Raw genomic sequence first — 15793 nt, forward strand, 5'->3', positions numbered from 1 at the left:
GATACTAATTAACTTGGTGTGATTATTTGTGTTATTTGTGGGTACACCGTAATTGCCGGCAGGCAGGTTCAACGGAAACCCTGCCTTTGCCGGGCAGGTCCGACGTAGAGCATCGAGACATTCTTTTCGATTAAAGCGAGGCTTTCTTTAGAAATAGAAACTAGTTGTGAAGCTATAGCAAAGGGCTTAAAAATCGCGCCAAACCTTCAAAAAACTTATCTTGTAATGGGCGATCCAAAAATTGATCGTAATCCAGTCGGATACTTTCATCACATTCTTTTTTAAATACCTTATACATATCTTTTGTAATAATACTATCATAAATCAGCACATTGGTCTCAAAATTATGATCAAAACTCCTGTTATCAAAATTCCCCGAGCCAACAGAAAGAATTTCATCATCCATTAAGACCAATTTACTATGCAAAAAACCATCTTTTTTAAGATAAACTTCAACCCCTGCCCGCATAATTTCTTGAAAATAAGAGCGCATACTATATTTGGCTGTTATTGAATCTGACTGCTCTGGCAGCAGCAATTTAACCTTCACACCACTTAATGCCGCTATTTTCAAAGCGGTCAATACTTGTGGGCTGGGAATAAAATAGGGGTTGACGATACAAATGTAATCTTCGGCCAAGTTTATAAGCATGATATATTGCTGCATAATAGCTGCGTAATCCGAATCCGGGCCACCGGCAACAATTTGAACAATACTGTCCCCTTTTATATCTTGCTTGGGTAAATATTTCTTATCTGTTAAAATATCTTCTTTACTTGCAAAATAATAATCCTTTATAAATACTTTATGCAAACTATCTACCGAAGGGCCTTCTATTTTTAAATGGGTATCTTTCCAGATCCCCATATCGGAAAGTGGTTTAATATATTTATCTGTTAAATTAAAGCCTCCAGTAAATCCTATATGGCCATCTATAATCACAATCTTTCTGTGATTGCGGTAATTAAAAGAGAACAAAAGACTCCCAAAACGCAAAGGCATTGAAGCACAGATATTTACACCAATACTTCTAAATCGTTTAATCGATTTTCTTCGCCAATCAAAACTACCAATAGCATCATACATAATACGTACCTCCACACCTTCTTTTATTTTTTCTTTAAATAAATCAAACATGGTATCCATCAATTCACCCTCTTCTAAAATATAATATTGAACATGTATAAAATGCTTAGCATGTTTTATAGCATGGAAAATGGATGAAAAAGTAGACTGCCCATCCTGTAGGACCTCCACTCGGTTTCCTTTATATGGCAGGTACTTATTATTATTAATTAGGAGCTTTACTAATTTCTTTTTTTTCTTTGATTTAAAATTCTCAAAAGGCTTTTGGTCATCAAACGTATCATATTGACCATCATATAATCTACGTCTGTGGGTTTCTTTGAGTTTAAAGATTTTTATTTTCCTTTTGTTCATTCCAAAAAGCACATAAAAAACAACGCCTATATATGGCATAAAAACAATTGTAAAAAGCCAGCTTAAAGAACGGCTTGGTCTGGCTCCATAAAAAATAATTCCTAAAAACGCTAGTCCAGAAGTAATTATATAGCCTATTACTAAAATACTTATCATATATGCTAAATTAATAAAATAAGGGCAGTAACGAATTTTATCGTTCTGCCCCTATTGCCTTAGGTTAAAGTTGTAAATTTATTTCTCTAATTCATCTTCCACGTCTTCTACGGCATCCTCAACATCATCTGCCGTTTCTTCTACGGCATCTTCAACCTTTTCTCCCGTCGACTTATTTTCTCTACAGCCTGTAAAGATTATGGATGCGGCAAATAATAATACGAATGTATATGCTAATTTTTTCATTGTTATTTATATTTAAAATTATTTTTTATGCAAAGAAGTTATTTTTTAATCAGTCCTTTTAAAAGAGAAAAAACAAATAGTATTAAAAATATAAAGAAGAATATTTTTGCAATTCCAGCAGATGTCCCTGCTATACCTCCAAATCCCAATACTCCTGCAATTATTGCTATAACGATAAATATAATGGTCCAACGTAACATAATTTTTGTTTTATTAGTTAATTTAAATTAAGCATTAATAAGCTTTTTATGAATGCTATCAAGACAAATGTCCACAAATAACACATACTATATTAACCCGTATGATTTTAATATTAGCTCATATACGTATTTCTAATTATCATATAAAAATCTAGCATAAAATAAGCTACCTTTACTACTTAAGACTTTAAAAAAGTGAGCAAAAAAATAAAAATAGGTGATTTAGAGGCCAGTGATGTTATAAAAGATATGGCAGATGCATTAAATATTGATTACGATGTTGATCATAATGAATATTGCCTAAAAATTCCCAAAACAATGGGATCCGGTTTTATAAAAGCCACTTGCTTCGATCATGGTATAGGGGTTATAGAATCTGATTATCTTTTAAAGAAAGCGTTACATATTGAACTTAAAAAAGGAGCCGTACACCCTCTAAAAATAATGTTCAATAGGAAATCTGATTTTTTACATGAATTCAAAGAGGGAGACAAAGTTCATACGATCAAAAGATTGGAAAGTGTCATGCTATCTAGTGCCCCTACAAACAATCATCTTTTTAAAATCCCAGCAAATACACAAATTTGTATTTTTAGTCTTCAAATAAACAGAAAACTGTTTGAAGAAAAAATAGAAGCTTTTGTTTCTAACATGAATGATGAGCTGGTTAATGTTTTTAGGGATTTAAATGGTATTAACACCTTTTATCACCAAGACCATTATAGTCTGGAAATAGCAAAATTCATAGAAGAGTTTACACAATGTGACCTAGAAGAAGATTTCATGAAATCTGTTTTTCTCGAAGGCAAGACTTATGAAATACTTACTCTTTATTTACAAGAGTACCTTGACAATTTAAACACTCCTGAAAAGCAAAAAATTCTACGGCAGTCTACCATAGAAAGTATAGAAAAGGCTGTAAAAATCATAAAAAATGAGATTGCCAATATTGATAGTATTACAGTACTTTCAAAACGCGTAGGCCTCAATCAAAACACACTACAACAAGGGTTCCGCCATTTGTACAAATCTTCGGTAAAAGAATTTATTAAAAATTATCGTCTTGAAAAGGCAAAAGAACTTCTAGAAAATTCAGACCTGAACGTTACTGAAATAACCTATAAGATAGGTATTAGTTCCAGAAGTTATTTTTCCAAAATATTTAAAAACCGCTTCGGGATCACTCCCAAGGCCTATTTGGATAAATCCAGATACAATAAATCTGCCTAAAAGGTATTAATGTAAAACTTCTAACGGTTTAAATGAGTCAAAAATAGAACTGAAAAGTGTTATTTTAAATTTCATAAGTGTTAATCCATTACTTTAATTCCTAAGTTCTTTGCATTCTATAAAAGCCCTTAATCAAAGGCATATCAAGAATGTACAATATATATATTGAAAATACGGACACTAAAGATGTGTTCATTAAATTACAACAAAGTCTAAACGGTGAACTAAAAGATATCCCTGGTGAACATACCTTAACGTTTAGTAACAAGTATGGCAAAGGCACTATTAGAGGCATTGATTTTAATTGGGGCGTATCCTTGATAGATTTTGATGTCATACTTACAGAGATTACAAAAATCACCTTCGAAAACAAAAAAAACAAACTCGTTGAATTTATATTCATCTCTGATGGGAACTTGGAATTCAAAGAAGAAAATACCTCAGATTTCATAAACTTGGATCGTTACCAAAACATTATACTCTCTAATAGGGTACCATCAAAAAAAACATTTGTCTTTCCAAGTTCCATTAAAGTTAAAGTAAATATCATCCGGTTAGATCCTTCAAAATATGCTAAAAAGAAACATAGCAATCTGCATTATTTAGATGATGTTTTACGCCATGTTTTTGATTATCAAAATAAAGAGGAATCATATCAACATATTGGAAACTATAATCTTAAGATTGCCGATCAAATCAAACAATTAAACAATACATATGATAGCAGTGGTATTATAAGGTCTTTATCAATAGAAGGTCGGCTTAATTTAATAATGGCTATGCAAATATTGGAACATCAAAATGCTCTGAATAACAAAATATTAACAGATTCTCTTTCAAGATCACATATCAAAAAGATTCAGGAACTATCGACTTATATCTTAAATAATATCTCAGAACCATTACCCGTTACTCACTTATCAAAATTATCCGGTATTGGACAAAAAAAACTACAAATAGGTTTTAAACTCCTGTATTCTAAATCTGTAAATGCGTACATAAGGGATTTAAAACTAGAATTATCGAGAGACCAATTAAAAAATTCAGACTTAACAGTCTCAGAAATAGTGTATAGTGTAGGTTTTAAGAGTAGGAGTTACTTTAGTAAGATTTTTTTTAAGCGCTATGGCATTCTTCCAAAAGAGTATCGCGCTAGTTTAAAAAATTAGTTAGGTTTTGGTATATCGCTATAAAAAACGGGTTCCAAAATAGAGTCATAGACCACGTCTCTTTTATGAAACTCTTTTGCTATAGGGTAAGCGTTAAACTCTAATTGAGAAACAGTATCTAAAATCAAGGCTATCGATTGAGTATTCGTTTTAATACCTAACCATTTCTCTTGCTGTAACTTGTCAAGCACTACTGGCATTAGCATATCTGAATTATGAATCTTCTGTATATATGAATTAGCTTTGGATACAATCATGGAGCAAGTTTTAAAACCATCGTCCAATTGGTTATAGATCCCAGCCATTACAAATGGTTCCTCAGATTTTAAATGTACGTAGTAAGGATATAAATCCCCATCGTACAAATAATAAGTAAAGAATCCTGTTGCTATAATTAGACAACGTCTATTTTTTATAGCTTCTTGATATTTAGGGTCTTCATTCAGATCATTAATTTTTAGATTTAGAGTGTTCTTCACATTTTGAAAATATTGCCATTCATTCTGAAAAGACTCTGGTAAAATGCCCCAAATAGCTGGGGACACTTCCTTTGGCTTATTCATGGTGATAAGAGATACTGTTGATTCTTTCATACCGTCAATTATGGGATTTGACTTATGAATTTTAGGAAACCTAAACGACACATTAAATGCCTTTTCAATGGTATTTACCGAAGCTGTATTTGATATTTTATAACACATAGCTTTCTATTTTTATTCAAAGGACTTAAAAAGATGTCTTTTCTATTGTCTGTATTCATTTAAATACTGTCGCAAATGATTAAGCCTTAGGTTTATCCCGATGGATTACACCTATACTGTAAATCATCAGTAATTTATATTTACGCCATTCCAATAACAGTTTTTAAAAACAAGAATCCTGTATATATGCTATCTAAAAAAACGTCCATTTTCTTTATAAACTACATTTAATTAGTATGAATAATGGTATTTAAAACTTCATATAAAGTTAAATCAGGAAAACGGAATGCATCAAGATTAAATTTATATGAGCAAAAGTCCATTTTACTTAACTATTACCTTTGTACAAGGCTTTTTTTGAAGCTATATAAAGTATCTAAAAATGATACTTCGAATATGTTAACTTAAAATTTATATAATGAAACATTTGAAATTAATTTTATTTACACTCTTAATAATGACCTTCTCTATTTCTTATTCTTATGGACAAGAAATAGAAGACAAAATGAAAACAACCAAAGTCAATACATTTCACTTTGACAATGGAGATGAAAAGATTACTTATAAAGTAAAAGTTATTGAAAAGCGTAAATCTGCTACTATGGGCAGTGAAACGGTAGATCCCAATTTAGAACATGTCGCCAAACTTATAAGTATTGATAACGATACCGATAACTCTTATGATAAATATCTTGTGTTACGTTATAAAAAAATGCCTGAAGAGACTTTTAAACTTGTCGAAACAAAGAAAGGGTTTGCAATCATAGTGAATGGCAAAACTTTGGAATATCTTGTTGGAGAAGGCACTTATGTCACTAATAATAAAGACAGTGACTATTTCTTAGTTGATGAATTTAACAAATTTTAGTACCTCCCCAAAAAAGTAAATGTGTGACGTGATATTTACAAACAAATCTAAAGGAGCCTGTCGACACACCGATGTTAATTATCGGTAAATTAAAAATATTCCGACAGGCTCCTGACAAATCAAATTATAACCCACATTTTTTAAGGACCTTTATTTTGTTCGCAGTTCACTTAAATGGATATGCTAATAGCTTTCACAATAGACAGGCATTATAATTTGAACCGCTTCCCTTCTTCAGAAGCTACTGTGAGTATACCTCTATAAAAAAGACACGAATAGTACAAATTCACACGAATCCAATACTTTATGGTATTGATTGGACACAGCATGAATATGAATCCCTAGACTATATAGGCTTGAAATCCTGTCAATTTAGTACAGGTTACAATCCGTGTGCTCTAAATGAAATGGCAAAAGCCAAGACAGAAATCACAATACCTGCCATAAAAATAGCATATGTAATTCTTAATATTTTGTATTTTCTACTCAATACAACGCCCAAAAAATAAAGGTCTTTACTAAGGCTGCTATAAATGTAATCCTTGTCTTTTAGCATTTCTCCTATGGCCCATTCAAATTCCCCAAGTTCCATTTTATGAAAATTCCCAAAAAAGAGAAGGTTTACTTTTTTGTTCTTTACATCATCTCTCGTGAATTGCCCCCTTGTAACATTAGGCTGTGTTGCTATGATCGATAACACCACAGAGATCACACTAAAAACGACAAAAATAGTAGTAGGAACGATCATATAGTCGTTTGATGGATTATCCAACTTAGATATTAAATTGGATAACACCAAAGAGATAATAATAGCATTTACAGATAGTAAAATATTAGCTTTAGTGTCTGCAATATCGCTCAACTTAATATGGTTTCTTAAAGCCACCCGAAAGAGGGTTTGTACGCCTCTTTCGGAACTCTCATTCTTGTATTTCATTTTATACTTGGCCTTTAACTTTTCTTTACGCTCTTTAGAACGTTGCTTTTGTTTGACCTCCATTAATTTGGCCAAGTTCTTTTTTTTGCGCTTGCCCCATTTTTTCTTCGCATAATCGGTATAATATCTGTGTTTCTCACTAAGTATTTTTATATTTTCGATACGCCACTCTTCGGCAGAATAGGTTTTTATTCCTTGTAATTCCAATTCTGTTCTTAACAATTCACTAACTTTTGAAAAATATTTTTTACCAAAATGAGAAGCATCTGCGTCCTTTATGATTTCTTCCAATTTATTTTTTGGCTCAACGTCGAATTTAGTAGCCATAATACAGGCGTTAACAGCATCAATCGTTTTCTGATCAACATTTTGGGCTTTGAGAAACTCAGTAGACATTTTAACACTCTCCGCTTCGTGCCCTTTTCTGGTTTTAATATAGCCTATATCATGTAATAGTGATGCTAAACATAAGATTTCTGACTCAAAAGCATTAATTTCAATATTTTCTATGATTTCTTTTGTACTTTCCCATACGCGTTTCGTATGTTCGTAATTATGATAAGTATTTGTATTCGGTAAATTTTCTGAAAATAAATCGAATACAAATTGATCAGTAATTTCAATTATTGTAGACATAATAATGAATATTAGTTAATTAGTAAATAATCTAAACTTAGCTCTAAGATATATAATATGTTCAAGAATAGGATAACTCTAATCATTTATATATGTGCTCTTTTCACAAATTGTGCATCCCATAAAGCGCAATATAAAACTAAGGAATACACACAACCTCAATTACCATCAAAGGAAGTTGACCGAACTTTCTATCTTATTGGAGACGCTGGTAAATCGCCTAACAACGGCTTGTCAACAGCTTTGGGGGTTTTCCAACAACATATCTCTAAAAGAAGTACCGAAAAAGATTATGCCTTATTCCTTGGTGATAATGTTTATCCTGCCGGACTTCCTAAAAAAAATAGTGAGACTCGAAATGATGCCGAAAACCATTTAAATGCTCAAATAAAATCTGTAAACAACTTTAAAGGGGCGTCTATTTTTATTCCTGGTAACCATGACTGGTATGCAGACGGTGTTCAAGGTGTAAAGCGCCAAGAAAAGTATATTGAAGATGCTTTGGGCAAAAATACATTCAAGCCCGAAAATGGCTGTCCCTTGGAACGTATTGAGATTAGCGAAAAAATACAACTTATTATTATAGACACACAATGGTATTTAGAAAATTGGAATAAAAGTCCTACCATTAACGATAATTGTCAAATAAAGACCCGCAAACGCTTTTTTGAAGAATTAGAGGGCGAACTAAAAAAGGCCCAACACAAAAGAGTGGTTCTTGCCATGCACCATCCCATGTATACCAATGGTCTACACGGCGGGTTTTATTCGGCAAAAAAACACCTATATCCAACACAAACTAAAATTCCTTTACCTCTTCTAGGGTCTCTTGTTACCCAAATTAGAACCCAGGGAGGTGTTTCTATTCAAGATCGTTATAACGAACGTTATAATGAATTAATGAAACGCTTAGAGACCTTAGCCTTAGAGTATGACAATATCGTATTCACATCTGGCCATGAGCACACATTGCAATACATAGAGAATAATGGCATTAAACAAATTGTATCGGGCTCGGGCGCAAAAGAGGCAGTCGTTTCCCTAAGCCACAATGGATTGTTCGCTTATGGAAAACAGGGATTTGCAGAATTAATTATCTATAAAGACGGCAGTGCCTGGGTAGGTTTTTATGGAGAAAAAAATGGAGACCCCACACTATTATTTGCAAAAGAAGTACTCCCCAAAACACGTGAGGTTTTCGATACGTCAAAACTTCCCGATTCGTTCCCCAACACTATAGAAGCCTCCATTTACAGTAAAGAAGAAACTGAAAAATCTGGATTCCATGAGGTCTTGTTAGGTAACCGATATCGTGACATTTACAGTACAAAAATCAAGGCCACAGTGGCTACTTTGGATACTTTATATGGTGGTCTGGAAATTGTACGTCCCGGAGGTGGCCATCAAACCCGTTCATTACGATTAAAAACCAAGGATGGTCGTGAGCTTAATATGAGAGCGCTTCGTAAAAGTGCGACACAATATTTACAAACTGTTTTATTTAAAGACACCTATATAGAAAATGATTTTGATAAAACGTATATAGAAGATCTTATTCTAGATTTTTATACCGCATCCCACCCTTATGCCTTTTCCGTGGTTCCCGATCTAGCGCACGCGGCCAAGGTTTACCATACCAACCCTCGTTTGTTCTATATTCCGAAACATAAATATCTAGGAGATTATAATACCTCCTATGGAGGTGAATTGTACATGATCGAAGAACGCCCTGAAGAAAATTATTCTGATGAAAAGAACTTTGGTTATGCAGACGACATAGAAAGCACCCATGATATTATTTCCAAAATACGAAAGGACGAAAAATATAAAATTGACGAAAATACCTTTATCAGGGCCAGACTTTTCGATATGCTTTTAGGCGATTGGGACAGGCATCAAGACCAATGGCGCTGGGCCCAGTTCGATCAAGAAAACGGTGATAAACTATATAAGCCCATACCGAGGGACCGTGATCAGGTATTCTCTAATTTTGATGGCGCCTTATTGGATCTCATGCGTACACTCTCTGGTTCTACTAACCAGCTTCAGGTTTACGATTCCGAATTAAAGGACATAAAGTGGATGAACAGTGCCGGAATTAAACTAGATAAAGTGCTGATACAAAAATCGGAAAAAGAAGCCTGGTTAAAACAAGCAAAGTTCCTTCAAGACCATATCACCGATGCGGTTATCTCAAAAGCATTTTCCAAAATCCCAAAAGAAGTCAGGGATGAATCACTTGAAGGCATTCAAAAACATTTAAAAGGAAGGCGCGGAAATTTAATGGACATCGCAGAACGCTATTATAATCATCTTAATAAGCTAGCTGTTCTTACAGGAACCGACAAAGATGACCTCATCGAAATAAATAGAATTGGAAAAAACGAAACCCATATAACTATTTCCAGGATTAAGGATGGAGAAAAAGGCGAAGTTATTTTAGACCGAACGTTCAACAAAAAAACCACCAAGGAAATCTGGATTTATGGTTTGGATGATGATGACATTTTTGAAGTAGATGGAGAGGCAGATGAACTTATTTTCATTCGGATAATTGGCGGACAGAACCATGACATATACCGAATAAAAAATGGGAGGCGTATTAGGATTTATGACCATAAATCGAAAAAAAACACTGTTGAGGAAAATAAAGGTGCCAAACTGGATTTTGCAGATACTTATAACAACAATCTCTTCGACTTTAATAAGAATATCGTTAAATCCGGTACCATAACACCGAGTCTTGGTTATAATCCAGATGATGGGTTTTTACTGGGTATTAGCAAAGTCTCTACAACAAAAGGATTTCACCGCAACCCATTTACAACCCAGCACAAGATTAAAGGGGGCTATTATTTTGCGACCAGTGGTTTTAGCTTAGACTATCATGGTGAATTTGCAAATTTATTTGGAGATTGGAACCTTCATGTGTCTGGAAGGTTAACAAGTGAAAATTTTTCGAATAATTTCTTTGGTTACGGTAATGAAACGGTTAATAATGATGCTGTTTTTGGTTTGGATTACAATAGAGTACGTACCAGTATTTATGCCACTAGTATTGGACTGCTTAAAAGAGGGGGGTTTGGAAGCGATTATGGCTTTAAGTTAATCGCAGAAGGCATTGAAATAGCAGAAGCAACAGATCGTTTTATCGAGACATTTATGCCATCAAGCACGATACCCAATTTTTATAATAGACGTTATTTTCTAGGACTGGAGGCTAATTTTAAGTACGAAAGCTTTGATAACAAAATTATACCTACACGGGCTATGGTTTTCAAAGCCTTTACCGGATTAAAAACAGAACCTGAAATGACCGAAAATACATTTGCTTATTTAAATGCTGATTTAGGGTTTTACAATGCTATTTCGACGAATAGAAAATTGGTTTTAAAAACCGATCTTAGAGCACAGCTCAGGTTTGGAGACGACCTTGTATTTCACCAAGCGGCTAACATTGGTGGAAAAAATGGGCTAAGAGGGTTTAGAACCGAACGATTTACCGGACAAAATGCTTTAGTTGGAAGTGCCGATTTGAGGTATGCCTTTAACTCATTTAAAACAAAAACCTTACCTCTACAAATAGGGGTATTTGTAGGTGGTGATGTGGGTAGGGTCTGGATTAAAAATGACAACTCCAGACAATGGCATAACGATTACGGTGGCGGGTTTTGGATTGCAGCAGCAGATTCTGTTCAAGGTACCTTTAACTTTTTTAATAGCGTTGAAGGCCTCCGATTTTCTTTTGGGTTTGGATTGAATTTCTAGTTTATACCAAATGAATTTCAAAATAACCGTATTTATTTTGAATTATTTTTAGTTCTGATAAAATAGAAAATCTAAGCATAGCATTCGTTCAATGTCATTAAGTTAAGGCCGTAATGTCAGTCTGAGCCTTTCGGCTTTTAGTTTATACTGAGCACTTCGGCTGCGCTCAAGATAAACTGTAGCCGAAGTACTCAATGTGACAAATAAAGAACAAATTCCCTTAACTTGATGACATTGTGTATCGTTACGGTTATATACCCAGTCAAGCTGAGCACATGTTTTATATTGAAATATGTGCTAAAAAGAAATCGAAGATTCATGAACACCTATTTTTAAAATGAAAGATAGTGAACTAAACAAACATTATAGGTTGTTTTGATGTTTATTTGGTATTATTTCTTCTTCTAACTTTTCTAATACCAAATAAACTTCAAAACAACTGGTTAAATCTGTTTAGCATGGACGGTAGCAATTCATAATCTTTATTAATTACTCTTAACTTGATATTGCGGAAAGCTGTTCTTGGACCTTCGTCCTGTAATAAAATATTCCCTTCATTAAATTCACCCCAATTTTTAATATTTGCATACTTACTTTTTGCCAAAAGCTCGTAATATTCCTTGCTGCCCTTTTCAATTTCAACCGTTTTTGTTCCATTTAACCAGTGTTCAATGTGATTCCCATTAACTATAATACGGGCTTCATTCCACTCTCCAATTGGCTTTGTCTTGGTATTATCTGGTGCCCGGATTAAATCGTACAATGAGCCACAGGTCCTTTTATAATCGGGCTTATCATAAGGCCAGTTATTATTGTCTAATATTGCAAATTCCAATCCAAGGCCATGTCCGGGAGATGCTTTGAGAGATTCGTTTACGACATATTTAATTCCGCTATTTGCCTTCTCTTGGATTTTAAATTCACACTTTATTTCAAAGCTTTCATATTTTTTATCCGTTATTATATCACCCCCCTTCAACGAGTCCGGCATTTCATTACCCAGACAGATAAGTTGTCCATCTTCAATAGTCCATCCGTTAGATGGAAAATCTTTTTTATATATGCCTCTCCATCCATCAAAAGTCTTTCCGTCCCATAGAAGTATCCACCCTTCTTTTATCTCTTTTTTCGTCAAAGTGTTCGCTTTTTCCGATGCATTATTTCCCTTATTCGATAAATACGAAATTGAAAAGATGCCCAAGCAAATAAAAACTCCGATCAATAATAATTTATTTCTGATTTTACTCATTTTACAAGTGTTAGTTTAATAATGAATTGAAAAGTACTACGAACTCTACAATGGTTATTTCTCCATGCATTCATGTTGTTTTAATCCCAATTTAGTATAGTCTCATAATTTCTTATTGTCATTGCAGCCTCTTCCTATGCATATAAAAAATTTATTCAATTGGTCGTGTTTTCTAAATAAACGGCACTAATCTTTTTAGGGTAATTCTCGTCCCCCCAATGAAAGCCCCCTAAAACCAAATCTTGGTCTCCATCTTTATCAAAATCCATATGGTCCATTGTAATCCATCTGCTGGCAATCCCAGGATCTAAACGATAGGGCATGTAGTCATTGTTTCCTTTGTTTTCCAGATAAACGAAGCTAGGTTGATTCTCAGAAGGAAAAAACGAAATGGTCAAAAAGTCCTTATCGCCATCATTGTCAACGTCCATAAAAATGGTATTATAAATCCCTGGCACAGGAATAAATTTTTCTTCATCAAATTCATTATTGCCTTTATTGATAAATATTCGTATGCCATGATATGGCTTATGAAGCGGGTTATAATCTCCATTGTCACCATGGCTATAAATAATATCCATTAGACCATCCTCATTGTAATCTGCCAACATCATGTGTGTGGAGCCATAGGTAGCCGGAAATTGTTTCAACGTAAGTGTTTTAAACTTACCTGTTCCATCATTTAAAAAAAGGTATATGGCCTCTTTCGCTTGGGCAAACAAAGAAACAATGTCTTGGTCACCATCATTATCCCAATCTAATATTTCGGTTATAATGGCACCTGGCAGGTCTAATATGTTATTTTTGGTATACTTCCCATTTTCATTTTTCCACCACGAAAGCCCTCCAGTGTACTTACCGAATTCAGAAATTACTACATCGTCCTGACCATCTCCATCAAGGTCAACAAAATCTGCGTGGCAGGGTCTTTTTAGGTTATCAATAGGGATTTCAGCAGGCTTAGATGTATCTTTTGGGTATCGAATCATCATTCCTGTTGGTGCATCGGTTCCCTCAATAAAATCTCCAAAAACAGTCGCCCAGTAAGAATCATCTACTTCTTGAAATTGTAGCACAGCTTTTTTAACATTAAGCCTAACAGTAATCTCAAATCGATCATTTAATTGCATGAGTTGACCAGAATGAAAATCACCTACTATCAATTTGCCAGGAGACAAAAAGGAAGCTATAGTAGTAGAAGGGTAAGGTACATTTAAAAAAATCTCTTTAGGCTCAAAAAAATTGGTAACCGGAAGGTTTTCGAACGGATTCTTAAATACTAATTCTGCAGGAGCATTATCCAAATAATAATCCATGATTTTCTGATAATCTTCCATACTAAGCAAAGGTTCTTTGGCCGCTAAATACGGAGAGTTTTCCTGTTCTATTTTTCCACTTGGGATGTCTTGGAATGAGTTCTCTTCTTCTGGGGACAGTCCTCTTAACCCTAACATATATCCCATTTTAGGTAGAATTTTTTCTTTCCATATTTTCTTGTTTAGCTCATCGGGCTCTGGAAAAATATGACAGCTTATGCAATATTGTTCGGCCAGTACTTTTCCATTTCGCTCAGTTTTTTTCTCTTTATTTTGGCACGAAGTACTAGAAAGAATAATGGCAATGTAAACCAGATACACAAAATTGTTCAGAAGTTTCATGTTTTTTGAATTTAAGTTTTCTAAAAGTAGCTTTTTGCTTTTTTTTTATTACTGGGACATATTCTCAATTTTATTAATTAAATTCAGTTTTCAACCAAATCTCCCTAAGGCTTCATTTCTTTCTGAACAGATTTCAACCACTTTTTGTGCAACTTTAAAAGCTCATCCAGTTTCTCCGGGTTTGACTTGGCCATATTTTCCTGTTCCGAAATGTCCTTTTCTAGGTTTACCAAAAAAAGCGGAGCCAGTTTGATATTTTCTTCGGAGCCCGAGGGCTCATTGGCGTTCCCTATCAATTTCCATGGCCCTTTTCGAACCGCCCATTGGGAACGTTCGTCACTATAGTTCCCATACTGCCAGTATACCACATCATGGGGCGATGATTTGCTTCCATTCTTAATAACTGGCATTAGGCTTTTTCCATCCACTCGCTCGGTTATTTTAGAATTGGTCAACTCGGCCACTGTACTGAACCAGTCCATTTCCATGCTCATCTGGTCCCTAACCTCGTTAGCGGGAACGACTCCTGGGTATCTGATAATGGCGGGGACTCTTATTCCGCCTTCAAACAAACTGAACTTACTGCCACGGTATGGGCCGGCATTGCCACCTCCCCAAAAGGCACGTTCTTCTTTGGAATGCCCATGGTCCGATTGAAAGATCACCATCGTGTTGTCCGTTAGGCCTTCTTGATCCAAATAGTCAAGGACCTCTCCTATCTTTTCATCGGTATTCGATACAAAAGCGGCATATTCCTTTCTTGGTGTGGGCAAATCCTTATAATGATCTAACCATTTTGTGGTGCCTTGGTACGGGTAATGTGGCGCATTGAAGGCCCAATAGATAAAGAAGGGAGTGCCTCCTCTATGGTTGATCACCTGTTTGATTTCTTCTACCATCAAATCTGAAAAGTGCCTTCCCATGTAATAAACCTCCTCTGAGTTCCTGTACAGATCATGCTTGTTGGGACCGTTCCAGTAAAAGGTGTGCGAATAATTGTCTATACAACCTCGTTGGTGTCCAAAGAAGTAGTCGAACCCTTGAGCATTGGGTAGGTTTTGTTCTCTATGACCCAAATGCCATTTCCCAATTAATGCTGTATTGTACCCATTGTCCTTCAGCATTTCTGCCATGGTCACTTGTTCGGTGGGCAGCCCATGTTGGTCTGCTCTTTTTACTTTTTCGGGAACGGGTACGTTATTGGGCAATCCGGCCCTCAAATTGGTCTTGCCCGTCATAAGCGCCGCTCGTGAGGGGGAGCAGATCGGTGCCCCCGCATAGAACTGCGTAAACCTCACCCCTTCCCTGGCCAACCGGTCCATATTTGGCGTGTACAGGTCTGTCGCTCCATAACTGTTCAAATCTATGGATCCTTGGTCATCTGTAAGGATCACTATGACGTTGGGTTTCTTAATGCCTTCGCTTTGGGAAAAAACGGATAATGGTAAGGTAACAATTAATAAAACCATTGAAACCAAACATCTTTTTGCTAGTTTGAATTTTGTAAAATATCGCATTTAGAATCTGTATTTAA

Annotated in this window: 12 protein-coding genes; 4 read left to right on the forward strand and 8 right to left on the reverse strand. The window is 34.9% G+C overall.

The genetic code is table 11. From position 1 onward, the window contains the following. Nucleotides 1-172: 172 nt before the first annotated feature. From cls to PQO00_RS05415, 3 genes are all read right to left on the reverse strand, one after another. Nucleotides 173-1597 carry a cardiolipin synthase gene (cls, locus tag PQO00_RS05405; protein ID WP_274183811.1) on the reverse strand — a complete coding sequence of 475 codons (1425 nt, stop codon included), beginning with the start codon at nt 1595-1597 and terminating at the stop codon, nt 173-175. A gap of 78 nt (nt 1598-1675) precedes the next feature. Continuing rightward, the gene (locus tag PQO00_RS05410) at nt 1676-1843 is read right to left on the reverse strand and encodes a hypothetical protein (protein ID WP_274183812.1); all 168 of its coding nucleotides are present in this window, start codon (nt 1841-1843) and stop codon (nt 1676-1678) included. 38 nt (nt 1844-1881) lie between these two features. After that, nucleotides 1882-2043: a DUF1328 domain-containing protein gene (locus PQO00_RS05415; RefSeq protein WP_274183813.1), complete on the reverse strand. Its 162-nt coding sequence runs from the start codon at nt 2041-2043 to the stop codon at nt 1882-1884. A 195-nt stretch (nt 2044-2238) separates the two neighbouring features. On the opposite strand from PQO00_RS05415, the gene PQO00_RS05420 reads away from it, so the two are divergent. Together PQO00_RS05420 and PQO00_RS05425 are read left to right on the forward strand one after the other, a co-directional pair. After that, nucleotides 2239-3273, forward strand: a complete 1035-nt coding sequence (locus PQO00_RS05420) for an AraC family transcriptional regulator (RefSeq protein ID WP_274183814.1) — start codon at nt 2239-2241, stop codon at nt 3271-3273. Nucleotides 3274-3422: 149 nt separating this feature from the next. Next, nucleotides 3423-4442: an AraC family transcriptional regulator gene (locus PQO00_RS05425; protein WP_274183815.1), complete on the forward strand. Its 1020-nt coding sequence runs from the start codon at nt 3423-3425 to the stop codon at nt 4440-4442. On the opposite strand, the gene PQO00_RS05430 is transcribed toward PQO00_RS05425, so the two are convergent. Continuing rightward, nucleotides 4439-5143, reverse strand: a complete 705-nt coding sequence (locus tag PQO00_RS05430; RefSeq protein ID WP_274183816.1) for an SOS response-associated peptidase — start codon at nt 5141-5143, stop codon at nt 4439-4441. The two genes, PQO00_RS05425 and PQO00_RS05430, sit on opposite strands and share 4 nt — an antisense overlap. Nucleotides 5144-5561: 418 nt before the next feature. Here PQO00_RS05430 and PQO00_RS05435 point away from each other — a divergent pair, with 418 nt between their 5' ends. Further along, nucleotides 5562-6011, forward strand: coding sequence for a hypothetical protein (locus PQO00_RS05435; protein WP_274183817.1), 450 nt, complete (start codon nt 5562-5564; stop codon nt 6009-6011). Nucleotides 6012-6393: 382 nt separating this feature from the next. On the opposite strand, the gene PQO00_RS05440 is transcribed toward PQO00_RS05435, so the two are convergent. Then, on the reverse strand, nt 6394-7584 hold the full coding sequence (locus PQO00_RS05440; protein ID WP_274183818.1) for a Pycsar system effector family protein: 1191 nt from the start codon (nt 7582-7584) through the stop codon (nt 6394-6396). A gap of 57 nt (nt 7585-7641) precedes the next feature. On the opposite strand from PQO00_RS05440, the gene PQO00_RS05445 reads away from it, so the two are divergent. Then, nucleotides 7642-11352, forward strand: a complete 3711-nt coding sequence (locus PQO00_RS05445) for a ShlB/FhaC/HecB family hemolysin secretion/activation protein (RefSeq protein WP_274183819.1) — start codon at nt 7642-7644, stop codon at nt 11350-11352. Between the two features lie 430 nt (nt 11353-11782). On the opposite strand, the gene PQO00_RS05450 is transcribed toward PQO00_RS05445, so the two are convergent. From PQO00_RS05450 to PQO00_RS05460, 3 genes are all read right to left on the reverse strand, one after another. Continuing rightward, nucleotides 11783-12601: a DUF1080 domain-containing protein gene (locus tag PQO00_RS05450; protein ID WP_274183820.1), complete on the reverse strand. Its 819-nt coding sequence runs from the start codon at nt 12599-12601 to the stop codon at nt 11783-11785. 155 nt (nt 12602-12756) lie between these two features. Beyond that, entirely contained in the window at nt 12757-14259 is a 1503-nt protein-coding gene (locus PQO00_RS05455; protein ID WP_274183821.1) for a VCBS repeat-containing protein, read from the reverse strand. Between the two features lie 104 nt (nt 14260-14363). Continuing rightward, nucleotides 14364-15776 carry a sulfatase-like hydrolase/transferase gene (locus tag PQO00_RS05460; protein ID WP_274183822.1) on the reverse strand — a complete coding sequence of 471 codons (1413 nt, stop codon included), beginning with the start codon at nt 15774-15776 and terminating at the stop codon, nt 14364-14366. Between the last annotated feature and the right edge of the window lie 17 nt (nt 15777-15793).

The sequence above is a fragment of the Flavivirga sp. 57AJ16 genome (genome assembly GCF_028736925.1).
In the GTDB taxonomy this organism is placed as follows: Bacteria; Bacteroidota; Bacteroidia; order Flavobacteriales; family Flavobacteriaceae; genus Flavivirga.

Coding starts and splice junctions, on each gene's coding strand:
- PQO00_RS05435 (WP_274183817.1), top strand. CDS start 5,562: ATGAAACATTTGAAATTAATTTTATTTACACTCTTAATAATGACCTTC.
- PQO00_RS05460 (WP_274183822.1), bottom strand. CDS start 15,776: ATGCGATATTTTACAAAATTCAAACTAGCAAAAAGATGTTTGGTTTCA.
- PQO00_RS05425 (WP_274183815.1), top strand. CDS start 3,423: ATGTACAATATATATATTGAAAATACGGACACTAAAGATGTGTTCATT.
- cls (WP_274183811.1), bottom strand. CDS start 1,597: ATGATAAGTATTTTAGTAATAGGCTATATAATTACTTCTGGACTAGCG.
- PQO00_RS05415 (WP_274183813.1), bottom strand. CDS start 2,043: ATGTTACGTTGGACCATTATATTTATCGTTATAGCAATAATTGCAGGA.
- PQO00_RS05440 (WP_274183818.1), bottom strand. CDS start 7,584: ATGTCTACAATAATTGAAATTACTGATCAATTTGTATTCGATTTATTT.
- PQO00_RS05450 (WP_274183820.1), bottom strand. CDS start 12,601: ATGAGTAAAATCAGAAATAAATTATTATTGATCGGAGTTTTTATTTGC.
- PQO00_RS05455 (WP_274183821.1), bottom strand. CDS start 14,259: ATGAAACTTCTGAACAATTTTGTGTATCTGGTTTACATTGCCATTATT.
- PQO00_RS05445 (WP_274183819.1), top strand. CDS start 7,642: ATGTTCAAGAATAGGATAACTCTAATCATTTATATATGTGCTCTTTTC.
- PQO00_RS05430 (WP_274183816.1), bottom strand. CDS start 5,143: ATGTGTTATAAAATATCAAATACAGCTTCGGTAAATACCATTGAAAAG.
- PQO00_RS05410 (WP_274183812.1), bottom strand. CDS start 1,843: ATGAAAAAATTAGCATATACATTCGTATTATTATTTGCCGCATCCATA.